The 21,371-nt window shown below is 50.0% G+C and carries 20 protein-coding genes, 1 pseudogene and 1 riboswitch; of the genes and pseudogenes, 14 read left to right on the top strand and 7 right to left on the bottom strand.

Going from position 1 to position 21,371, the window contains the following annotated elements; genetic code table 11:
* Positions 1-133: 133 nt before the first annotated feature.
* The gene (locus ACQ4MX_RS10600) at positions 134-1,399 is read right to left on the bottom strand and encodes an NAD(P)/FAD-dependent oxidoreductase (protein ID WP_431090491.1); all 1,266 of its coding nucleotides are present in this window, start codon (positions 1,397-1,399) and stop codon (positions 134-136) included.
* 392 nt (positions 1,400-1,791) lie between these two features.
* On the opposite strand from ACQ4MX_RS10600, the gene ACQ4MX_RS10595 reads away from it, so the two are divergent.
* The 3 genes from ACQ4MX_RS10595 to nadE all read left to right on the top strand — a co-directional run bounded on the left by ACQ4MX_RS10595 (position 1,792) and on the right by nadE (position 5,019).
* Entirely contained in the window at positions 1,792-3,531 is a 1,740-nt protein-coding gene (locus tag ACQ4MX_RS10595; RefSeq protein WP_431090490.1) for a two-component system sensor histidine kinase NtrB, read from the top strand.
* Positions 3,532-3,672: 141 nt separating this feature from the next.
* Positions 3,673-4,107 carry a BrxA/BrxB family bacilliredoxin gene (locus ACQ4MX_RS10590; protein WP_134911229.1) on the top strand — a complete coding sequence of 145 codons (435 nt, stop codon included), beginning with the start codon at positions 3,673-3,675 and terminating at the stop codon, positions 4,105-4,107.
* Positions 4,108-4,209: 102 nt separating this feature from the next.
* Positions 4,210-5,019, top strand: a complete 810-nt coding sequence (gene nadE, locus ACQ4MX_RS10585; protein ID WP_431090488.1) for an ammonia-dependent NAD(+) synthetase — start codon at positions 4,210-4,212, stop codon at positions 5,017-5,019.
* Between the two features lie 84 nt (positions 5,020-5,103).
* Here nadE and ACQ4MX_RS10580 read toward each other — a convergent pair whose 3' ends face one another.
* On the bottom strand, positions 5,104-5,931 hold the full coding sequence (locus tag ACQ4MX_RS10580; RefSeq protein WP_431090487.1) for an alpha/beta hydrolase family protein: 828 nt from the start codon (positions 5,929-5,931) through the stop codon (positions 5,104-5,106).
* Positions 5,932-6,108: 177 nt separating this feature from the next.
* Here ACQ4MX_RS10580 and acpS point away from each other — a divergent pair, with 177 nt between their 5' ends.
* Both acpS and mutY read left to right on the top strand, forming a co-directional pair.
* Positions 6,109-6,513, top strand: a complete 405-nt coding sequence (gene acpS / locus ACQ4MX_RS10575) for a holo-ACP synthase (RefSeq protein WP_014279767.1) — start codon at positions 6,109-6,111, stop codon at positions 6,511-6,513.
* Between the two features lie 4 nt (positions 6,514-6,517).
* A complete protein-coding gene (gene mutY, locus ACQ4MX_RS10570; RefSeq protein ID WP_431090486.1) occupies positions 6,518-7,753 on the top strand; it encodes an A/G-specific adenine glycosylase in 1,236 nt (411 codons plus the stop codon).
* 138 nt (positions 7,754-7,891) lie between these two features.
* Here mutY and yiaY read toward each other — a convergent pair whose 3' ends face one another.
* On the bottom strand, positions 7,892-9,046 hold the full coding sequence (gene yiaY, locus ACQ4MX_RS10565; protein ID WP_431090485.1) for an L-threonine dehydrogenase: 1,155 nt from the start codon (positions 9,044-9,046) through the stop codon (positions 7,892-7,894).
* Between the two features lie 163 nt (positions 9,047-9,209).
* On the opposite strand from yiaY, the gene ACQ4MX_RS10560 reads away from it, so the two are divergent.
* Complete coding sequence (locus ACQ4MX_RS10560; RefSeq protein WP_431090484.1) at positions 9,210-10,088, top strand: helix-turn-helix transcriptional regulator; 879 nt, start codon at positions 9,210-9,212, stop codon at positions 10,086-10,088.
* 100 nt (positions 10,089-10,188) lie between these two features.
* Here ACQ4MX_RS10560 and ACQ4MX_RS10555 read toward each other — a convergent pair.
* Positions 10,189-10,383 (bottom strand): annotated as a pseudogene (locus ACQ4MX_RS10555) (DinB family protein); the annotation flags it as partial.
* 146 nt (positions 10,384-10,529) lie between these two features.
* A complete protein-coding gene (locus tag ACQ4MX_RS10550; RefSeq protein WP_025681915.1) occupies positions 10,530-11,144 on the bottom strand; it encodes a superoxide dismutase in 615 nt (204 codons plus the stop codon).
* A gap of 521 nt (positions 11,145-11,665) precedes the next feature.
* Between ACQ4MX_RS10550 and ACQ4MX_RS10545 the strand changes: the two genes are divergently transcribed.
* The 7 genes from ACQ4MX_RS10545 to ACQ4MX_RS10515 all read left to right on the top strand — a co-directional run bounded on the left by ACQ4MX_RS10545 (position 11,666) and on the right by ACQ4MX_RS10515 (position 17,223).
* Positions 11,666-12,091: a GNAT family N-acetyltransferase gene (locus ACQ4MX_RS10545; RefSeq protein WP_023986994.1), complete on the top strand. Its 426-nt coding sequence runs from the start codon at positions 11,666-11,668 to the stop codon at positions 12,089-12,091.
* A 130-nt stretch (positions 12,092-12,221) separates the two neighbouring features.
* The gene (gene lepB, locus ACQ4MX_RS10540; protein WP_431090483.1) at positions 12,222-12,806 is read left to right on the top strand and encodes a signal peptidase I; all 585 of its coding nucleotides are present in this window, start codon (positions 12,222-12,224) and stop codon (positions 12,804-12,806) included.
* A gap of 100 nt (positions 12,807-12,906) precedes the next feature.
* Entirely contained in the window at positions 12,907-13,344 is a 438-nt protein-coding gene (gene rnhA, locus ACQ4MX_RS10535) for a ribonuclease HI (RefSeq protein ID WP_025681918.1), read from the top strand.
* An 89-nt stretch (positions 13,345-13,433) separates the two neighbouring features.
* The gene (gene queG, locus ACQ4MX_RS10530; RefSeq protein ID WP_431090482.1) at positions 13,434-15,167 is read left to right on the top strand and encodes a tRNA epoxyqueuosine(34) reductase QueG; all 1,734 of its coding nucleotides are present in this window, start codon (positions 13,434-13,436) and stop codon (positions 15,165-15,167) included.
* A gap of 107 nt (positions 15,168-15,274) precedes the next feature.
* Positions 15,275-15,529, top strand: a complete 255-nt coding sequence (locus ACQ4MX_RS10525; protein WP_025681920.1) for a YneF family protein — start codon at positions 15,275-15,277, stop codon at positions 15,527-15,529.
* A 51-nt stretch (positions 15,530-15,580) separates the two neighbouring features.
* Positions 15,581-16,174 carry a GTP cyclohydrolase I FolE gene (gene folE, locus ACQ4MX_RS10520; protein ID WP_014279779.1) on the top strand — a complete coding sequence of 198 codons (594 nt, stop codon included), beginning with the start codon at positions 15,581-15,583 and terminating at the stop codon, positions 16,172-16,174.
* Between the two features lie 203 nt (positions 16,175-16,377).
* Positions 16,378-17,223, top strand: coding sequence for a lipoate--protein ligase family protein (locus ACQ4MX_RS10515; protein WP_431090481.1), 846 nt, complete (start codon positions 16,378-16,380; stop codon positions 17,221-17,223).
* Positions 17,224-17,258: 35 nt separating this feature from the next.
* On the opposite strand, the gene ACQ4MX_RS10510 is transcribed toward ACQ4MX_RS10515, so the two are convergent.
* On the bottom strand, positions 17,259-18,659 hold the full coding sequence (locus ACQ4MX_RS10510) for a Fe-Mn family superoxide dismutase (protein ID WP_431090480.1): 1,401 nt from the start codon (positions 18,657-18,659) through the stop codon (positions 17,259-17,261).
* Positions 18,660-18,912: 253 nt separating this feature from the next.
* Positions 18,913-19,950 (bottom strand): alpha/beta hydrolase, encoded by a 1,038-nt coding sequence (locus ACQ4MX_RS10505; RefSeq protein ID WP_431090479.1) that lies wholly within the window; start codon positions 19,948-19,950, stop codon positions 18,913-18,915.
* A gap of 300 nt (positions 19,951-20,250) precedes the next feature.
* Here ACQ4MX_RS10505 and ACQ4MX_RS10500 point away from each other — a divergent pair, with 300 nt between their 5' ends.
* Positions 20,251-20,994: an IclR family transcriptional regulator gene (locus tag ACQ4MX_RS10500; RefSeq protein ID WP_431090478.1), complete on the top strand. Its 744-nt coding sequence runs from the start codon at positions 20,251-20,253 to the stop codon at positions 20,992-20,994.
* Positions 20,995-21,145: 151 nt separating this feature from the next.
* Positions 21,146-21,258, top strand: a riboswitch (TPP riboswitch).
* The last annotated feature ends 113 nt before the right edge of the window (positions 21,259-21,371 follow it).

Here is a 21,371-nt window from a genome sequence, read left to right as displayed (position 1 = left end):
CCTACCTCCCCAAAAAACGAGGATGCAGTGGCGGTATGCAGCGAAGCGGAGGATTTGAATCTGGAGAAGCGACAGCGATCGTAAGATCAAAGCCTACGCGCAGCGTCTCCACACTCCTAAAGCAAGCCCACTCCTACATCATTTCGTTTAAAGCCGCCTGTGTTCCCGCCGTATGTCCCGTGGTAAACGCCGCCGTAATATTATAGCCGCCCGTGTACCCGTGAATATCCAGAATCTCACCGCAAAAAAACAATCCCGGCATCAGCTTGGACTCCATCGTTTTCGGATTGATTTCCTTCAAATTCACACCGCCTCCGGTAACGAACGCCTCCTTTAGAGAAAGCGTACCGTTCACCCGAATCGGAAATGCCTTGATTCGATGGGCTAACTCCTGCCATTGCTGCTTTGGAATATGATCGTACGTCAAATCCTCACGCAGCTCGGTTTGCTGGAGCAGTAGCGGAATCAGGCGTTCCGGCAAATAAGGCTTGAGTACGTTTTTAATTGCTTTTTTGGCATCTGCTGCCGCCAGCTCCAGTGTTTCACGGTAGACTTCATCGGCATGCTTATGAGGCTGCAAATCCAGAGTCAGCAGCACCGTGCTGGTCTTATCCTTTTTCATCCCTTTAACGACAAACTGGCTGCATCGCAAGGCGGAGGGACCAGACAGGCCAAAGTGTGTAAAAATCATGTCTCCCTCGTGGACGACGACCTTTTTTTGCTTCGCATTCCACACGGTCAGGCTGATGTTGCGCAAGGATAGCCCCTGTAGCTCCTTCGTCTGAATAAAGGTCTCACCTGATGTCAGCGGTACCTCCGTTGGATACAGCTCGGTAATCGTATGTCCTGCTTGCTCGGCCCATGCGTAGCCGTCACCTTCCGAGCCTGTATGCGGAACAGATTTGCCGCCGACCGCGACAATAACGTTGCGGCTGCGAAGGGTTTCACCAGAACGCAGTCTTACCCCGGCAGTGTGGCCTTCTTTGTAAAGAACCTCCTGTACGGGACTTCCTGTCCGAATGTCCACTCCTTGAGAACGAACCTTGTTTACCAAAGCATCGACAACCGTTTTGGCCTTATCCGTCACCGGAAACATACGCCCGTTGTCTTCTTCCTTTAAGGCTATTCCCAGTTGTTCAAAAAAGGCGATGATGTCCCGGTTGCCAAAGGCAGCCAGCGCACTGTGCAGAAAACGGCCATTGCCGGGGATGTGCCGAATCAGCTCGTCCAGCTCTTTTGCATTCGTGACGTTGCAGCGCCCTCCACCGGAAATACCCAGCTTTCGTCCGAGTTTATTTCCCTTTTCCAGTAAAAGCACCTTGGCGCTCTCACCGCTGGCTGCCGCAGCGGCCATTAATCCGGCTGAGCCGCCTCCGATCACAATAACGTCGTATGTCATGAACCTCTTCCTTTTTGTAGAAAAATTTTTCGAAAACCCAAAATGGAGTAACAGGATTTTCATCATATCGTAATACCGTTATCTTAGATACACATTATCGCAGTATTTTTGTATAAAGATATAACATACCACAATCTTGGGTATTCGATTTCATTTGCTCTAGAATGCAATATATAGATGAAAAAGATTATCTCAGTCCATATATAGATAGTAGAAGCCATCATCTCGATTTTTCCAGAAAATACGTAAAGCCGTCATCTTCATATCTATTTGGTGTTTCGCAGATTTTGTCGTTCTATACCGGGATTTTAACACATATATTGTAATATATTGTAGCCTGTGCTTTAATTCAACTAACGGCGTCAAGGAAAGATGATGAGGGGGAGAAGTCCTTGTTAATTGCGTTGAAGGAAAGTGTGCTTCAAGTTCTCCTTGCCGTGATGTCGGCGGGTTTTTTCTCTATATTAACGGATTATGGGGATAAGAAAAAGGTTTGGGGTGGCAATCTGCTTTCCGGATCTAATCAAGGGATCCTTTTTTGGTGTTGCTTGCCAGCCATATTGCTATGTTCGCTCTTTCAATATCAGTCTCCTTATGGCCTACCTTCCAACCTGGGAATTATCCCCCTCGCTGTTGGCATCATGTACGGCAGACGGCGCACCGCATTTGTTCTTGCCGCTTCTGCGCTGGTCAGTGTTCTGATTATAGCGCAATCTACGGCAATGTCGCCAATGTATGTGGGCACGGGTTTTATTCTTTTTCCTTTTATGCTGCTGCACGTCAAGTTCTTTCAAAGAGGAACATTGTTGGACAAAAAACTTCTGATTTCTGCCTATGTTGCGGCTGATATGCTGTTTAAGGCGTTATTCCCACTATTGTGGGGCAAACAGGATATTTGGGTATATGTTCCTGATCTCCTTACGACGCTTTGGAACATTGCAGTAGGTGTGCTGGCAAGCTTTACGGTCGTCAGTCTGATGCAAAATGCCTTCGAGAAGATAGCGTTACGGCGGGATGTGACCGAGTTTACGAGCAAATATTTAATTGAAGCCGATAAGCTGCGTCAAGTTATGGATCTGATGCCGTTAGCTCTGGTCACTCTGGACAGCGAAGAACGGGTTATACATATGAACAAAACGATGCTGGAACTCTATCGGGACGTCGATCCGTTTATTACGCTGCCTGAGGTGGTGGGTCGTCCTTTGACATCGCTGTTTGGTTTTAGCACTGCACCAGTGGTCAATGAGCGGGTTGCGAGGGCTCTTGAAGGAGAGGCGGGTGCTGATTTTATAAATGTGTCTCCCAAAGTGTTTTTCTCAAGCTTCCTTCCCATTCGTGATAAACATGCAAGCAAAACGACAGGTGTCATTATCGCCTTGCAGGACATTACAGAGCTGGAGACACTGCGCAGCGAACTGGGTAATTTCGAGAGGCTTAGTCTGGTCGGACAGATGGCGGCAGGCATTACTCATGAAATACGCAATCCAATGGCAGTTGTGCGCGGATTTTTACAGCTCATGCGCGAAAAGAGTCCCGACTCCCTCGGTCATTACTACCGTATTGTGATGGAGGAGCTGGATCGGGCGAACGGAATTATTAACGATTTCCTGTCACTTGCCCAGAACCGAATTGTCGAGAAGGAGCAATGCCATCTTCATGACATTATTCGTGAACTCACTCCTCTGTTGTGGGCAGATGCCAACCTGAGAGGACAGACGATTGAACTGAAGCTGGAGGAGCATATCACCATGCTACATTTGAATCCTAAGGAAATGAAGCAATTGCTGCTTAATCTGTCGCGTAATGCGATGGAGGCTATGGGGGATAAAGGCGTGCTGACGATTTCGACTCGTGAAGAGGGCGATTTTGTGGAGCTGGAAGTGAAGGATACGGGTCCCGGTATTCCGCAAGATCAGCTTGAAAAGCTGTTCCAGCCTTTTTACACGACCAAAACGAAAGGGACAGGTCTGGGCCTGGCCTTATGCCAAAGCATTGTGGAACGTCATCACGGTACCATTGCCGTAGATTCGGTGGAAGGAATGGGAACGCAGTTTAGGGTTCGATTGCGCAGAACCATTCCGGCTTACAGGGAACATTCTGAATCCCCTTCCATGAATTCCATACAGAAATAATTGTACAAATATATGTCTGGATTTTTGCAAACTGCGTGAAAAAGATTGTATAATAAAGATTAGATGTCCATGTCTTTAACACGGCAGAGGCTGAAATTAGCAATGTAATATACATGATTTTTCGAAAAGGAGTGAACGAATATGTCAATGTCTTTTGATCAATATATGAAAGATTCTGTTCAGCCGATGCGCGATGAACTGACAAGTCTCGGAATTCAGGAGCTGCGTACTCTGGAAGATGTGGAGGCCAAGCTGCCTGATGCCAAAGGTACAGTGCTGGTCGTTGTGAACTCGGTATGCGGTTGTGCCGCAGGTCAATGCCGACCGGGTGTAGCCGAAGCGCTGAAGCATGATATTACACCGGATCACCTGTACACGGTTTTTGCTGGTCAGGATAAGGAAGCAACCGCGAAGGCACGCGAATTTTTCGCACCGTATCCTCCATCTTCTCCTTCGATCGCGCTGTTGAAAGACGGCGAACTGGTTCACTTCATCGAGCGTCATCAGGTGGAGGATCGTTCGGCAGATCAAATTGCTGCTGATTTGACCAGTGCATTTGACCGTTTTTGCCGGTAAAACTGCTCAAGCTATGCCCCCGCATTTTTCGCTTGCGAAACTTGCCGGGGCTTTTGCATGTTGGCTTGTGAAGGAAATTCCTAAAAAAGAGGTGCTTATCTGATGAGTTTGCAGGAACAGATTATTGCTGAATTGGGAGTACAACCTACCATTAACGTAGAGGCTGAGGTCCGCAAGCGTGTGGATTTCCTCAAGACGTACGTCACGAAAACCGGAAGTAAGGGTTTGTTGATCGCCATCAGCGGCGGGATCGACAGTGCCGTAGCGGCTGCCTTGTGCAAGCAGGCAACGGACGAGCTAACGCAGGAGCAAGGTGAAGAGTACAAAACGCTTGGAGTATTCCAACCGTATGGCAAGCAGGAAGATATCGAGCACAGCTACGCAGTAGCCAAAGCGTTCAACCTGAAATTTGCCGGGGAAACGAACATTCAGGAAGCGGTGGACACGATTGCTGTGGAAGTAGAGCGTTCGTTGAAGGATATCGGTCTTGAGCGTTCCATTACTCCGCAAGTGAGAGGAAATGTGAAGGCCAGAACACGTATGGTGGTTCAATACACGCTTGCGAATGAGCTGAATCTGCTCGTTGTGGGCACAGATCATGCCTCGGAAGCCATCACAGGCTTTTATACCAAATGGGGCGATGGTGCCGTTGATATTACGCCGCTCAGCACGCTGAACAAACGTCAGGTGCGTTTGCTGGCGAGTTACCTGGGAGTTCCGCAGGCCATTCTGGACAAAGCCCCTACAGCGGGATTGTGGGAAGGCCAGACGGATGAAAAGGAACTGGGTATCTCTTACGAAGCGAACAGCGACTATTTGGAAGGCAAGGAAATTGACCCGGCGGCACGTGAAAAGCTGGAAAGCTTCTTCACACGCACAGCGCATAAGCGGACAAGCATTCCAGGCATTTAAACAGCGAACAATTATGGAATTGTAAAATAATAATGCGGCGATCCGCCCGGCGGATCGCCGTTTATTTTGGTGACAGGTTGTAGCCTAATTAGTGATCCATTCAATAAAGCGGCGGGTTTCGGTAATCGCCTGATCCAGCGGAAGGCTGCTTCCCTGGAACGGATGAACGGTATTGAAGGTATGATTGCCCCCTTGAATTTGCACCCATTCAATATCAGGCCGAACTGAGGTAAGCAGGGCAGAGCCTTCACGCAGGCGTTTGGAATCATCGGTTCCTTGAATGAGTACAGCAGGCAATTGGCTGTCTTTAAGCCGGTCCACGATGGCAAAGCGTTGGCTATTTTGCTCCAGATCTTCCAAAATAACAAGATCCAGCGGGAGCTGCTGCCCGGTTCTGGCGTTTGATACGTAGCTGCGCCCCTTGGTCCGCATTTCTTCTTTTTGTGGCAAGGTGAACAGGTCCAGGTCAGTTACGCCATTCCATGAAATGACGCCGGATATCTCGCCGGGATGATCCAGACCGTATATGAAGCAGCTTCCCGCACCACGACTGTGTCCTAACAGAAACAACGGCAGTTCTCTGAACTCGTGGCGTGCTCTCAGATTTGTCAGCAGTACATCCAAATCCTCTTGTTCCCGGCTGTAGGTGTTCCGTGCGAACTTTTCCAGCTCGGTAAAATTCATTAGATCCTCACCTATGCCGTTATGTGAAAAGTTGAAGGTTACGACATGGTTGTCTATGCTCAAGGCTTCTGCTACATAGGGGAACATGCCCCAATCCTTGAAGCCCTTATAGCCATGAGCGATGACGAGCAAGCTTTTGGCTGTATTTTTGGCGGGAAACCAGGAAGCCCGGATTACCGCATTTGTTCCTGCTTCCGTACCTGCTTCAATAACGAGTGATTCTGACATCCTATCCTTCCTCTCTACTGGAATTTTAAATGGTATATAAGCTAAATCAACATTCGCAAATAGCCTCTCTTATTTTAACATATTTTGGTGCTGCTTTTACGGCTTTGTGACTCGCCATGTTGTGGACACGCTGTTACAATAGGTGCAGCAAAGTATAAAAGGACGGGGAATACCCAAATGATCTACGGAATCGGACATGATGTGCTGGAAATAAGCCGGATGGCTGACATATTGGCAGGCAAGCATGCAGATGCTTTTTTAAATCGGGTGTTGACCCCGGCTGAACGTGACCTTGCTGTGGAGCGAAAGGGCAGGCTGGCGGAGTTTGTAGCAGGGCGCTTTGCCGCGAAGGAAGCGATAACGAAAGCCTTCGGCTGCGGAATCGGGCAGATCATCGGGTTCGGCGATATGGATATTTTACCGGAGCCAGGGGGCAAGCCAGCGGTCTATTTGTCTGCCCCTGCGTGGGACAGACTGGGGCTACCGGGTGCGGGCGGCTCGGATTATAGCATTCACCTGAGTATTACACATCAACCCAACATTGCCTCTGCTTTTGTGATTGTTGAATATAAGGAGACGTGATGTGATGACTACCCATACATTGGAACAAAAACGCTATTTCAGCTTCGAGCTGCTAAATTGGTATACACGAAGCAAGCGTGATTTGCCGTGGCGCCGCCATCGGAATCCTTTTTACATCTGGATTTCGGAAATTATGCTCCAGCAGACGCGTGTGGATACGGTGATTCCGTATTTTAACCGTTTTATTGCACGCTTTCCGACGATTGAGGCGCTGGCGGAGGCGCCTGAGGAGGATGTGCTTAAGCTGTGGGAAGGGCTAGGTTATTATTCACGGGCCCGGAATTTGCAAACGGCAGCGAAACAAGTGGTTGAGCTTCACGGCGGGGAAGTGCCGGATGATACGCAGGCTGTCGCGGCTCTGAAAGGCGTAGGCCCGTATACGACGGGAGCGATTATGAGCATTGCCTTCAATCGGCCGGAGCCTGCTGTGGATGGGAATGTGATGCGGGTGCTGTCACGATATTTTCTGATTGAAGAGGATATTATGAAGGGCAGCACGCGGGCGCATATGGAAAGTCTGGTGCGGGAGCTGATCCCCGAAGGGAGAGCCTCCGACTTCAATCAGGCACTGATGGAGCTGGGGGCGCTGGTCTGCACGCCGAAGTCGCCCCAGTGCCTGACCTGCCCGGTCATGGAGCATTGCTCGGGCCGATTGGCAGGCCGCGAGGAGACGCTGCCGGTCAAGACGAAGGCGAAGCCGCCGCGGCTGGAGCCGCGTTCCGTCGCCCTCATCGAGGGCAGCGGCGCGAACGCAGGCCGCCTGCTCGTGCGTCAGCGCCCGGCCAAGGGCCTTTTGGCCCGCATGTGGGAGCTGCCGCACGAGCTTGTCGGGCCGGAGGGCTATAACGGCCCGGTGCCGGATGAGCCAGCCATGGATCACCTGGCGGCTCATTTGCTGGCGGAGGGCGTGCTTGCCCGTCCGGTGCGGTTCGTACGTGAGGCGGAGCACACGTTCAGTCACATTCACTGGAACCTGCGTGTGTTCCAGTGTGAAGAGGCCGCCAGCCCTGCTGGGGAGGCGGGCAGACAGTCGCTGGCTGCCGAGCAGCGGGCAGACTACAGCATAGACGGTGCGAAGCCGGGTGCGCTGATTGCGCTGGCGGAGCAGGAGGAGGGCACGGCACCGCCTGCCGGGTACCGCTGGATCAGCGAGGCCGATATGGACACCTTGGCGTTTCCCAAGGTGTTCCTCGATCTGATCACTGAATATTTTGCAAAGCAAAAAGGGACCTTGATGTAGGCCCCCAAGCTGTCGGGAGAAGTCCCGGCAGTTTTTTTGTGTTCTTTTTTTATTAAGCCCGACATCTCATTTAAATAACGATACGTATAGGCAATACCTATCCATAGTCGTAGCTGAGGTTTTAGGCTAATTCTTTATTTACATCGCCTGTTCAAAAATGTCGATCACTTCTTGTTGCGTAGGCTGAATCGGATTCGTTGCACCGCAGGCATCTTTGAGTGCGTTAGCGGCGAGAACAGCGAAATCTTCGCGTTTGACGCCGAGTTCTTCCAGCCCGGAAGGGATGTTGACCCGTTTAGCCAGTTTTTCGATAGCGTGCAGGGCGAGGTTGGCACCTTGTTCTGGTGTAACACCGTCCGTTTTTTCGCCAAGTGTACGGGCAATGTCGGTGAGTCGTTTGGCGGAAGCCTTGGCATTATAGCGCTCTACATGCGGCAGCAAAATGGCGTTACAGACCCCGTGCGGTAGATTATAGAAGCCACCCAGTTGGTGCGCCATGGCGTGAACAAAGCCTAATCCGGCGTTATTGAACGCCATCCCTGCGAGGAACTCGGCGTAGGCCATTTGGCTGCGGGCTTCCACATCATTTCCGTCATCGACGGCTTTGACCAGATGATCCCGAATCAGCTCAATTGCTTTAAGCGCGCAAGCATCTGTGATCGGTGTGGCATTTGTGGAAACATAAGCTTCAATAGAGTGAGTGAGCGCATCCATCCCCGTTGCGGCAGTTAATGATTTGGGCATAGCCATCATCAGATCAGGATCATTGACGGCAATGAGTGGTGTCGTGTGCTTGTCGACAATCGCCATTTTGATATGACGCTCTTCATCCGTAATAATACAAAACATGGTCATTTCACTAGCTGTTCCTGCCGTGGTGTTAATGGCAATCAGTGGGAAGGAAGGCTTCGCGGATTTATCCACGCCTTCGTAGTCGCCGATCTGTCCGCCGTTGGAGGCCAAAAGCGCGATTCCCTTGGCACAGTCATGCGGTGACCCGCCTCCGAGCGAAATAATAAAATCACACCCGGATTGTTTCAGCAGCGCCAAGCCCTCGTTGACATTGGAAACCGTGGGATTCGGCTGCGTGCCGCTGTATACGACGGATTTTACGTTATGACTGTCCAACATGGTTGTTACTTTTTTCACAATCCCAATATCAACTAAAGGCTTATCGGTTACGATCAATGCATTTTTAAAGCCCAATTTTCTGATTTCTGTACCTGCATCCGCCAGTGCGCCTGAGCCCATAAGACTCATACCCGGCATCATGAATTTGGAAGTTCCCGTCATAAATATGCATCCACCTTTGTTATTATTTTGAGGTAAATCAAGGTATAATGATGGAATTAAAGGATCTTGCAACCATCCCTATATCCTTATCATACTGCCCTATATTGGCGGGAACTAACGCATTTTATTATAAAATATCGTGATTTTTAAAAGGGTGAAACGGATGGAACATTCCAAGACTTTAGGCGACTTTAATCGTTATAGCGAACTGCAATATGGATATGAAACCGATCTGATCAGAATTTTGTATTATGATCTTCCAGAAAATTATTACGAGAAATATGCTTCATATGAATGCCCGAAGCTGTGTACGATTTTGGAGGGGAGGAAAGAAGTCAAAATTAATGAAACGGAGCATTTTGAATACGATTCTCAGGAGATTATCCTGCTTCCTCCACAGTCCAGCGTTGAAATGAAAATCAAAGAACACACCAAGGCACTGGTCTTTGAATTAAGCGATCAGTTGATGGAACGGTTAAGGAACGTGGTAGAGGAGGAATTTCAGATCCCGGAGAGTTGCTCGACCCATTTGGTGGTTCGCTGCGAGCTGGACGAAAAGGCGGATTCACTTACCGCATCGATGGAGCGGATCAAGCAATATATGGCACATCCCGCCGAAAGAAAAAATTTCCTGATTGATCTGAGCGCTCAGGAAATGGCCTATCATCTGCTACAGATGCAGGTGCTTGAGCAGAATCTGCTTACGAACCATCGGCATCCTGTGTTTCGAGCGATCCGGGATATTCAGGAGCAGTTGCCTGGCATTAGGCATGTGAAGGATTTGGCGGATAACTATAATATGTCACATGCGAATTTCACGAATCAGTTTAAAAAAATAACAGGATTAACCCCGCTTGACTATATAACGAATCAAAAAATGCAGCTCGCCAAGCAATGGCTCCAGCACCGAAACGTGACGGAAGTCGCTTTTGATTTGAATTATGAGAGTGTTTCCTATTTTATTGGACTTTTTAAAAAGAAGTATGGCGTTACGCCTAAGCAGTATCAGATGAGTGTGCAGCGGCAAGCAGTTCTTACGTAATACGAAACATATCCAGAAAGTAAAAGAGGCCGTCCTCAGCAGTTAAAAACTACTGAGGACGGCCCTGTGTTCACATGGATATACGTTTAAGCCGTTAAAGCTAATCGACACCAAGATCACTCTCAATCAGCCCTTTGCCGATTACATTGGCCGAAACCGGAGACTTGCCGAGCTCCCGGGACCATATGGACAACTGCTCAATATGGTGGATTTGGTGAGCAATGACATGGCGCATCACCTCGCCCCAGGCATAAATCACAATCCTGCCGTCCGGGAGGTGATCTTCAAACCTTTTTCAGCTTCACTCTGGCGGCTCCAGTAGGGCTCAAATGGACAGAATCTTTTGTGCACCAATTTAAATTGAAAAGGGCTGTCTCACTCGTAGAAAAAATCTACTTTTGAGACAGCCCTTTATTATAGGATAGAGATGTTGTTACTGGCTTATTTCTTCGCAGCCGCGTAACGTTTGTTCACTTCATCCCAGTTGATAACATTGTAGAATGCTGCAATGTAATCCGGGCGTTTGTTTTGATATTTCAAGTAGTAAGCATGCTCCCAAACGTCCAGTCCGAGTACCGGAGTCAGACCTTCGGACAGCGGGCTATCCTGGTTTGGCGTGCTAGTGATTGCCAGTTTGCCGTCTTTGCCGACAACCAGCCAAGCCCAGCCGCTACCAAAGCGTGTTGTAGCTGCTTTAGTGAAGTCTTCTTTGAATTTGTCATAGCCGCCCAGCTCGTTGCTGATTGCTTCAGCAATGGCACCAGTTGGTTGTCCGCCGCCGTTCGGGCCGATAACTTCCCAGAACAGGCTGTGGTTGTGGTGTCCGCCACCGTTATTGCGAACCGCAGTGCGGATGCTTTCAGGAACGCTGTCCAGATTGGAGATGAGATCCTCCAGACTTTTACTTTGCAGTTCAGGAGCGTTTTCCAGAGCTGCGTTCAGGTTTGTTACGTATGTGTTATGGTGACGATCATGGTGAATTTCTACTGTGAGCGCGTCAATGTGCGGCTCCAGTGCGTCTTTCGCGTAAGGAAGTTCTGGTAATTGAAATGCCATAGTAAATCCCTCCTGATTATATGGTTGGGTAAGTTGTTCCTATGTAATAATACCCTCGTCAGTTATATTAAACCGCATTCAGCCTATTTTATCAACATTTTTGTTTGTAAAATAGCAAACTGGGCAATACGGCCTGGTAGCTAGCATGTCCAAAAACCCGATTGGAATACACAATACATAGGTAATAAGAGGTAAATTGTGAACTTTAAAATGTAAACGCTCCATATACAGCGCTTACATGAGAAAAAGGGATGTATTCCATCAAAAAGTATGGTTTAATGGTCAAGGAAGCAGAAATTTCGGTTTTTTTGTCGTCTGCTATAATCTGTCATGTCTATGACATGACGAACTTGAGGGCATACACCCTTTTCCTGTTCTTCATTTCATATATAGCAGATCGTATGCATTTTTATCATAATGCCTTGTGATTAACACCATGATAAGAAATTTAAGGATTTATGTAAAAATGACGGTGCTGTCTCAATTTTTTTATTATGCTTACGAAAAGGGAGATATTACTTATGCACGTTCGTTCCTTTCAATTAAGTGATGTGAACTCAGTAACGGAACTCATGCAAATTGCCTTGTCAGAGGAGTGCTACAAAGAGACGGTGAGTGCGTTTGCCCGTCAGCTTTCGTGGGATTCCGGTTTGATCATCGTTGCAGAAGAAGAGGGAGAGATCGTTGGTGCTTTGATTGGCACGATCGATCAGAATGATGGGTGTTACTATCGTATCGCTATTCACCCGGATCGTCGTCGGATGGGAATCGGCAAATCGCTTGTGGAATCCATGGAGCAGCGTTTTCAGCAACGTAAGGTTAGCCGTATTTGGGTAGCAGGGGACAAGCATAACAGTGCGGCCATGCCTTTGTACGAAGCGATGGGCTATGGAGCAAGCCAGATTCTACAGGCTTTTCAGAAGCTGAGTATTTTGGCGCCTCATTAATCGAGAATCGAAATAAAGAGAATTGAATAACATAAAGTATAATATTTACATTTAGAGCATATCTGAGTAACCGTTGCAATCGGGTACGGGATATGCTTTTCTATTTATAACAGGGTTGAGGAGGTTTATTATGGACACACTGGCTCCTTCGTCAGGCCCGCTTCCTTCGCCGGAAACGTCCAAACCTGTAGGTCGTTGGAGTTACATACGCGATTGGTTGGTGACTCTTCTGATCGCGATGACCGTCTTGCTGCTGCTGAACCTGTTCGTGTTTAATTTGTCTACGGTCAGGGGACATTCAATGCAGCCGACGCTGATGGAAAGCCAGCATTTGTTCGTTAACAAGCTGGTTTACAATTTTCATGATCCGGGCAGGGGTGATATCGTGATATTACAAGATCCCGACTCCAAGCCGTCCAGTCCGAGATTTTTAGTGAAAAGAGTCATAGGCACTCCGGGGGATGTAATCCGGGTTGGGCATAATCATCTATATGTGAACGGCAAGCTGCAAAACGAGCCTTACACCGACTCCGGGATTGAGGACGGTGATTACGGTCCTTTTACAGTGGAGCCGGGGCACTTTTTTGTCATGGGCGATAACCGACACGCCGCGGGCAGCAAGGACAGCCGATATTTTGGCAGCATTAAATCTCAGGATTTGCTGGGGCGTGCGGAGCTTGTATTTTGGCCGTTATCCGAGTGGAAGTGGCTGTAGAGCAGCCATAGTCTGTATGCTGAAAATTAATGGGGAACGTGTGCAAATCGTCAGGACCATGACGGGGCAGGCGGTGACCGATCAGGAAGGGAAGAGAAATATGAAAGAAGTGATGGTATATACCGACGGCGCTTGTTCGGGAAATCCCGGTCCTGGGGGCTGGGGCGTCGTTTTACTATATGGAGAGCATCGCAAGGAGTTGTCCGGGGCCGAAAAAATGACGACAAACAATCGCATGGAGATCAAGGCCGTGATCGAAGCGCTCAAGCTGCTCAAGGAGCCTTGCCATGTAAAGGTACACAGTGACTCGGCCTATGTTGTAAACTGCTTCAAACAGGGCTGGATTAAGAACTGGCTTCGTAACGGCTGGCGTAACAGTAAAAATCAGCCAGTTGAAAACAAGGAGTTATGGGAAGAACTGTGGGAACTGATGAGCAAGCATGAGGTTGAGTATGTGAAGGTCAAAGGTCACAGTGACAACGAGTTGAACAATCATTGTGATTTCTTGGCGACCAGCGCTGTTAAAAATTTACGGTAGCATCTGCTGCTATATTCTGTTGAAATTTGAGATATGGGGATTTTACAGAAATCCTCATATAAGTGATATGAAAGAGAGGTGAGTATCGGATGCAACGCGGACAGACACCAACGGCTGCTGGAACCGCTTTGACTTGGGCATCGCTCAAGCAGGAGATTATCGAAGCGGCTCCGGGGCTGGGCATCGACTCCATCGGGTTCGCATCCGCCGATCCCTTTCTGTCTCTGAAAGCAATATTGGAAGAGCATCGCGCCAAAGGCTATGAATCCGGTTTTGAGGAGCCGGACATTGATAAACGGATCTACCCGGAATTGTACGGTTCGCAGCCTGCATCCCTGATTGCCATTGCGGTGGCTTATCCTTCCAAAATGAAGGACCCGCCGAAGTCGGACAAAGGCAAGTACCGTGGCATTTTGGCGCGTTCCGCTTGGGGTAAGGACTACCACTTGGTGCTGCGCGAGGCGATGGAAAAGCTGGAGGCTTTTATAGGTGAACGGGTAACGGACGCGATTATGAAAAACATGGTGGATACCGGAGAGCTGTCGGACCGGGCCGTAGCGGAACGGGCGGGTATTGGCTTTAGCGGCAAAAACACGATGATGATTTCACCAACACTGGGATCATGGATTTATCTTGGTGAGCTGCTGACGAATATCCCTTTTCAGCCGGATGAGCCAGTGACGGACGGTTGCGGGGAGTGTACGAAATGCCTGGATTCGTGCCCTACGGGGGCGCTTGTCGGACCGGGGCAGCTTAATGCCCAGCGGTGTGTGTCTTTTTTGACGCAAACGAAAGGTTTTCTGGATGAGGAATTTATGCTGAAAATCGGGAATCGGTTGTACGGATGTGATACCTGCCAAATCGTATGCCCCAAAAATCGGGGCCTCAACTGGGATCATCATCCTGAGCTTACACCTGATCCCGAGATTGTGAAGCCATTGCTGCTGCCGTTACTGGATTTGAGCAATCGTGAATTCAAAGAGAGATTTGGTCAAAGTGCGGCAGCCTGGCGAGGAAAGAAGCCGATTCAGCGCAATGCGGTTATTGCGCTCGGCAATTTCAAGGATATTAGCGCCGTGCCCAAGCTGACGGAGGTTCTGTTGGATGATCCGCGTCCTGAGCTTCGGGGTACGGCAGCATGGGCTTTGAGCCGAATTGGAGGAAAACACGCAATGACAGCGATCAAGCAAGCATCTGAGAAGGAACAACATGAGCAAGTACGCGAAATGGTCGCGCAGGCGCATTCCAAACTTGAGGAACGAGAACAGGCTGAACAGCAAAAGGATTCTGAATTAATGATCGAGGACTCGCAGGGTCCAACTACGATTTATTTTAATGAAATGGAGACACCTGTGGGCACTTTGACGCTGTGTGCTACGGATCGGGGGCTGTGCCGAATAGACTATGGCGTTTTTCATGCGAGGGAAGCACTGCTTCAGCAATGGGCCCGGACATGGATAGGGGAATATGTCTATGTGCAGGAGCCGGAAAAACTGCGCGAAGCCGCAGATCAACTGCGTGAATATTTTGCGGGAGAACGACGGGAATTTAGTATAGCCTATGATTTGAGAGGGACTCCTTTTCAAGAACAGGTATGGCGTGCACTGCAAAATATTCCGTACGGGCAAAGTGTGTCTTACAAAGATATTGCAGAAGCGATCGGCCGAGCAAAGGCGGTACGTGCTGTCGGGGAAGCAAATAACAAAAATCCATTACCCATCCTGTTTCCATGTCATCGGGTATCGGGTGAAAACGGAAGCTTGGTTGGGTATGCCGGCGGCCTGCCGAACAAGATGAAGCTGCTGGATTTGGAGAAGCAATGAGGACATACGTTTGCAAATTGTGATTTGCTAGCTGTCCCATGTTTTGCTATGATAGGTTCGTGTATAATTCAAGAGGTTTCATATAAATATACAGAGGTGACGACTTCGTGGTGTGGAATATTGTCATTCCGATCATTACCCTGATTGTTGGTTTGGTCGGGGGATTTTTCATCGGTGCTTATTATCTTCGCAAACAGCTTGAAAAGATGCAAAACGATCCTGATACGCTGCAAAAAATGGCCAAACAGATGGGTTACAACCTGAATGGGAAGCAAATGCAGAAGGCCCAGCAGATGATGAAGAACCAGCAGTTCTCCAAAAATCAGCCAGGTCCGCGTAAAAATCAGGGCCGTCGGAAATAATGAGCAACATAAGCACGGATGCCGCATGAGGTTGCACAGAGGAGGATTACTGTGGCTGGCGTAAAAGATTATATTAACCGCAAAGCTGCGGATAACCGGGATAAAATCGAGTACCATGTGGAACAAATTCTACAACTGATCGGTGAGGACCCCAAGCGTGAAGGCTTGCTGGAAACACCGGCACGCGTAGCGCGCATGTATGAGGAGATATTCGCAGGTTATGAGGTTGATCCCCGGGATGCGCTGGGTGTAACCTTCGACGAAAATCACGAGGAGCTTGTGATCGTGAAGGACATCGTTTATTACAGCCAGTGTGAGCACCATATGGCTCCTTTCTTCGGAAAAGTGCATATCGGTTATGTACCCAGCGGCAAAATTGTAGGACTAAGCAAGCTTGCCCGTTTGGTTGAGGCTGTAACGCGCAGATTGCAGGTGCAGGAGCGCATTACGGCACAGATCGCAGATATTTTGAATGAAGCGGTCTCCGCTCACGGGGTTATGGTGGTCGTGGAAGGCGAGCACTTGTGCATGTGTTCAAGGGGCGTCAAAAAGCCTGGCAGCAAAACGGTAACTTCTGCGGTACGCGGAACGTTTCGTGATGATGCTGCGCAGCGTGCAGAGTTCCTCTCGCTGCTCAAGGATTAACCGAACAGGCGTGACGATGATGGGATGAATAAAAAAGGGTGGTTTACGCATAGGCGTAGCCACCCTTTTTTGCTAACATTAGAAATAGAGACGACGGGATAGCTGCTGTGAAGAAGGATGAAATGAAAAGATAGCAGCATAGTTGCCTTGAAAATTACGATTAGCCTATGGATAACAGTTATTTTTAAGATAGGGGATAACGTATGAAGAATGTACATATGTCAGCAGCCAAAACAACGGTTTTGCCTGATCTGCAATGGTTTGAAGCGCCACTCGCAACTACACAGACGAATGTTTTGTCTCCACTGGCGTGGGAGGAACTGGCCTGTCGGCAAGTAGGGCAAGGAGCTGCGCCTGTTTTGCATCTATGGCGGCACCCGGCTGCGCTGGTGATCGGCCACCGGGACCGCAGGCTTCCGTACGCGCCGCAGGCGATGGAGCGTGTGCGGAATGCGGGAACCTCGGTATGCGTGCGTCCCTCGGGCGGAGCGGCCGTCATGCTGGACAGGGGGGTATTGAACCTGTCCCTGATCCTGCCGAATCCGCAGCGGGCAATCAGCCTGCATGAAGATTTTCGGCTTATGGCGGGGCTGATTGCCGATGCGCTGGCCCCGTGGTCCGCCGAGGCGCAGACCGGGGAAATCGCCGGGTCCTTCTGTCCCGGCGATTACGATGTCAGCGTCCGAGGCCGCAAGTTTTGCGGCATTGCGCAGCGGCGGCAGGCCAAGGCCTATATCATCACGGCTTTTGTGATGATTGAGGGCAGTGGCGCGGAGCGCGCACAGGCGGTGCAGCGGTTCTATGCGGAGGCAGCCGGAGCTGCGCCGACGGGCGTGCCGAAGCCGGATTATCCGCAGGTGAATCCGGGAACGATGGGCAGCCTGAGGGAGCTGGCCGGGGTACCGTCTGTTGAGGCGTATACGGCATCGCTGCGCCGTGTAGTCGAAAGTCGGGCGGCGATTTTGCCTGCCGATGGCTCACTGATACAGCCGCAAGGACTGACGGAGCAAATGGCATCGCTCAGAGAGCGATACGATTCACAGGTGTAGTGGAAAGCATATTCTTGGTACAGATGAGTCTTGGTTTAGAACGGCTGCCATCTCAGCTTCGAGGCTTGGGTGTAGCGTTTTTCGACCTCAGGCCAGTTGACGACATGCCACCAGTCCTCAATGTATTTGTTGCGCTCGTTCTGATGCTTTAAGTAATAGGCATGCTCCCACACATCAATCGCCAGTAGCGGAATGGACTCCCATTGAGTCAGGTTCTGGTGCTTTTCGGCCTGCAAAATTTCAAGTCGTCCTGCACGTGGACTCCACGTCAGGATAGCCCAGCCGCCGCCCTCGACCTTCTCGGCTGCTGAGCTGAATTGCTTCTTGAATGCCTCATAGCTGCCAAAGTCTTTTTTGATCTGCTCCGCCAGCGGCCCGCTTGGTGTTCCACCGCCTTGCGGACTCATAATCGTCCAAAAAAGAGTGTGCAGATAATGGCCTGCACCGTTAAACGCCAGCTCGCGTTCCCAATGCTTCACAAGGTCAAAATCACCCGTTTTCCGGGCCTCTTCCAGCTTTTTCTCCGCTTTGTTTAGATCATTCACATAGCTTAGATGATGCTTGTCATGGTGGATACGCATCGTTTTCTCATCAATGTACGGTTCAAGCGCATTATAGGGATATGGGAGCGGTGGCAAACGATGTCCCCCTATGGGAACAGGTTGGCCGGGTGAGTTTTTTTCCATAGCCGAAGGCTCTGTCTGGCTTGACTGGACGCCTTTGGCTTTGTTCGCCCATGGTCCTTCCCACCTCGTGCCGCCTGTCTGCCCTGTCTGCCGCTCTCGCAGCGCATCCTCGGGGTAATCCTCACCCTCTGCCGCCATATGATACAACGCAGTGGCCCGTGCAATGGAGCCAGGCTCCTGAAAGGGGGTGGTCGAGATTAGGAAATACTGGCTCTCATGTGCCGCATGCAGCACAATTCCGGTGGATTTAGGCTGCTGTCGTAACGCATGGCTGTGCTCGGTCAGCAGACTGAGCTGCCGTACATACTCCTGTGACTGGCGGTTTGCGGTTTGCAGCAATTCGTCCAGACGACGATTCAGCTCTTGTGAGACAGGCTGTGAATCTGATGTCACTCCTGCCGTTGCCTCAGTCGATTGTAGCTCTTCTGGTGCCGATCCTGACCCCAATTCCCTAGACTGCCCCGATTGCCCTGCTTGTGCTTGTGCAGCAGCCGACGTCCGCTCCCATTGACGATACCACGCCTGATCTGCCGGATCGAGGGCACTGCGCTGCTCTTCAAGCAGCTCTACAGCGGTGCGTTCCGTCTGTTCGAATACCGTCCTCCAGTCATCCAGCAGCCGCACGTAAGCAGGCTCCAGACCCTCTGTAGCGGACTTAATCACTTCCACATGCCAGCTTTCCTGCTGCTTCCAATGCCGGATTTCCTCCAGCACACGTAAGGGCAGGAAAGACCCGTAAGTACTCAGCATCGTTTTTACCTCCCGTAACCCGCTATGGCTATCCGGGCTGGTCCAGAAATCCGACCCGGATGCATACGTACCCAGTATATTCGCCGTGTCATCGGGAATATGTCTACAAACTCCCCGGCTCCGGCGCGATATGTAATGTGGGGCAATGGATACATAGTTGGATGCAAAAAAGAAGCCACGCTGCGGCACGGGTTAAGTGTCCACAGACGGGCTTCTCCAGGTTGAAAGGAATATGGCTACTAAAATAGAACCATTACTGCGTAGTCGTTTGTTTACTGGCATTAGCGATCGTTTTCTTGTCCTCCAACTCTTGTACACCGCTTAAAAACGTCGATACCCGCCGCAAATACTCACGTGGATGCTCTCTGAAAATAAGCTCATGCAGACCGTTTTTGACAATCCACACACTGGAAAGCGGGTTGGTTTGATTGGCAGCGAGCTTTTCCGCAATCGGGTAAGGAGCCTTTTCATCCTGCGTCCCATGTACGAACATGATCGGGAACGGATAGTTTTCCGCTTTGACCTCCTGATATGGAATCTGATGCAAGCTGGTTCCGTTCAAGACTGGAAACAGCAGCTCCAGAATTTCCAGAGACGGATGGCGCGGCAAATCAATTTGATTATGAATGTTATGGTACAGCGTATCCGGCTCCAGCAGGAAGGTGCTGTCCAAAATCATGGCGTCCACATCCTTGGTTTGCAAGCCCGCCTGAAGAGCGGTTCCTGCCCCCATCGAGAAGCCCCATACGATAATCTCCGAGGAGCCGCGTTGCTTTGCAAGCTGGATGGCCCCGAGAAGTTGCTGGGATTCCGCTTTGCCTCCGGTTGCGACGGCTTTGCTATTTTGTGATGCGAATCCGTAATCGAACATGACAACGTTAAAATTCAAACGGTGGGCATAATGCGCCAGATCATACATCGGAATCCAGCTTTCTTCGCGGTTGGCCCCATAACCGTGGCTGAAAATAATCGTTTTCTTCGATTGATCTGCCGGGATATACCAGCCCTGCACCATCCGGCTACCGTCCTTGGCGGGGAAGCTGACTTCCTCGTAGGGCATGCCTTTGGCCTGCATCGGGTTCGAGTATAGTGGCGCGACGGTTGGATTCGTCAGTACCCATGCGATATAGGCGTGCAGGGCAATAAAGCAAAACAACAGAAAAAATACGACCGACAGCAGCAAGGCAATGACAACATGCTTGAACCGCAGCAGCCGGGGATTGATCAGTGGGGTGGACGGCTCCTGGACAGCATGCTGTAGCTGAGAGCTGCGCTGGGATGTCGAAATCATGTAAGAGCCTCCTTTATATAAAAATGAACTTCGTTTCATAGAATTCTAGGTACAATTCCACTTGAAAATGATAGTTTATGTCCGTATGGATACCTATTATCGTATGATGCGTATTATCCAAAGTCAACGTCTGAACCGGAAAAGTAAAAATGATGCAAAGAATTGTCGATGTTTGTTCTCGTTCTGTAATATGGCTGTCACAAAAACATTGGTTTACAGTAGCCGCGACTATTCTATATAATTTATGTAACCATGTTTCATGGTGTGAAACGAATATGGAGCAAAGAGGAGCGGTTCACAATGGAAGACCGTAAATTAACCGTTCGCGCCGTGGAGCGTGCGCTTGATATATTGATGTGTTTTACCGGAGATTCCGATCTGGGCCTGACAGAGATTGCTTCCAAAATTGGTTTACATAAAAGTACCGTCCATCGCCTGCTGACCACGTTGGAGGATCGGGGTTTTGTCGTTCGGAATGCGGCAACGGAAAAATATCGGCTCGGCATCCGGATATGGGAGCTGTCCACCCATCTGTCGCAAAGCGACGAGCCGGCGATACTGTTACAGCCAGCGATGGAAGGATTGCGTGACCGTCTGGGCGAAACGGTCAGCTTATACCTGCGCGATGGTGGCATGCGTATCCGCATTCAGGCCGTGCAGAGCAATCAGGCGATCCGTCGCGTTGCGCCAGTGGGTGCGCGCATGCCGCTGGCTGTAGGAGCCTCCAGCAAGGTATTGGCGGCCTTTATGCCGCCGCAGGAGCTGGAAGCACTTCTAACCGGGGATGAATGGCCGCCCTCGGTAGACCCGGAGGTCTATAAGGCTCAATTGCAGGATATTCGTGAGAAGGGCTACGCGACCAGCTATGAGGAGCGGGAGCCGGGTGCTGCTGCTGTGGCTACGCCTATCGTGAATCGGAAGGGACAGGTCGCTGCGGCCTTGTCTGTATCCGGCCCGGTCAGCCGATTAGCGCCCGAGACGCTGCATGATTTTGCACCGATTTTGATCGAGGCGGCAAAGGAAATGGGGCTTATGCTTCCGTAGCAAGGATTGAGAGGAACGGGGCAATCTAAGTGAATGATGCAGGAGATCTTGGGAAAAGGGACCAGAGAAGGGTTGCCAAAGCCGTAAATTTGAAGTAATCTGATGGGGATGGCGGTTGTCAATTATAGCCGCCTCATGCGAATAGAATTATCACAGTTACTGGGGGAGCCTGTAATACCGGGCTGAGATGGAATTGCATTAGATTCCGGACCCTTTGCACCTGATCTGGATCATACCAGCGTAGGGAAGTAATCGGCCATTGAAATGTATACGTAGCCGCTGTCTATGGCAATGCATCGGAGTATGATTCCGCGTGCGTAGCCGTCTGCATAGCTGTTTCGTTAGATTAGCCGGTTCCCTGGGGAACCGGCTTTTTT

Source organism: Paenibacillus sp. 8b26 (assembly GCF_050626875.1).
Taxonomy (GTDB): domain Bacteria; phylum Bacillota; class Bacilli; order Paenibacillales; family Paenibacillaceae; genus Paenibacillus.
Note: the sequence above shows the minus strand (reverse complement) of the source record. Positions and strands in the feature narration are given on the sequence as shown.

Bases quoted from the DNA above. Each gene is read 5' to 3' on its own strand.
- yiaY (WP_431090485.1), bottom strand. From the start codon at position 9,046: ATGACGGGAACTTCCAAATTCATGATGCCGGGTATGAGTCTTATGGGC.
- ACQ4MX_RS10505 (WP_431090479.1), bottom strand. From the start codon at position 19,950: ATGATTTCGACATCCCAGCGCAGCTCTCAGCTACAGCATGCTGTCCAG.
- ACQ4MX_RS10545 (WP_023986994.1), top strand. From the start codon at position 11,666: ATGCACGTTCGTTCCTTTCAATTAAGTGATGTGAACTCAGTAACGGAA.
- ACQ4MX_RS10590 (WP_134911229.1), top strand. From the start codon at position 3,673: ATGTCAATGTCTTTTGATCAATATATGAAAGATTCTGTTCAGCCGATG.
- queG (WP_431090482.1), top strand. From the start codon at position 13,434: ATGCAACGCGGACAGACACCAACGGCTGCTGGAACCGCTTTGACTTGG.
- ACQ4MX_RS10600 (WP_431090491.1), bottom strand. From the start codon at position 1,399: ATGACATACGACGTTATTGTGATCGGAGGCGGCTCAGCCGGATTAATG.
- rnhA (WP_025681918.1), top strand. From the start codon at position 12,907: ATGAAAGAAGTGATGGTATATACCGACGGCGCTTGTTCGGGAAATCCC.
- mutY (WP_431090486.1), top strand. From the start codon at position 6,518: ATGACTACCCATACATTGGAACAAAAACGCTATTTCAGCTTCGAGCTG.
- acpS (WP_014279767.1), top strand. From the start codon at position 6,109: ATGATCTACGGAATCGGACATGATGTGCTGGAAATAAGCCGGATGGCT.
- ACQ4MX_RS10550 (WP_025681915.1), bottom strand. From the start codon at position 11,144: ATGGCATTTCAATTACCAGAACTTCCTTACGCGAAAGACGCACTGGAG.
- nadE (WP_431090488.1), top strand. From the start codon at position 4,210: ATGAGTTTGCAGGAACAGATTATTGCTGAATTGGGAGTACAACCTACC.
- ACQ4MX_RS10580 (WP_431090487.1), bottom strand. From the start codon at position 5,931: ATGTCAGAATCACTCGTTATTGAAGCAGGTACGGAAGCAGGAACAAAT.
- ACQ4MX_RS10500 (WP_431090478.1), top strand. From the start codon at position 20,251: ATGGAAGACCGTAAATTAACCGTTCGCGCCGTGGAGCGTGCGCTTGAT.
- ACQ4MX_RS10560 (WP_431090484.1), top strand. From the start codon at position 9,210: ATGGAACATTCCAAGACTTTAGGCGACTTTAATCGTTATAGCGAACTG.
- ACQ4MX_RS10515 (WP_431090481.1), top strand. From the start codon at position 16,378: ATGAAGAATGTACATATGTCAGCAGCCAAAACAACGGTTTTGCCTGAT.
- lepB (WP_431090483.1), top strand. From the start codon at position 12,222: ATGGACACACTGGCTCCTTCGTCAGGCCCGCTTCCTTCGCCGGAAACG.
- ACQ4MX_RS10510 (WP_431090480.1), bottom strand. From the start codon at position 18,659: ATGCTGAGTACTTACGGGTCTTTCCTGCCCTTACGTGTGCTGGAGGAA.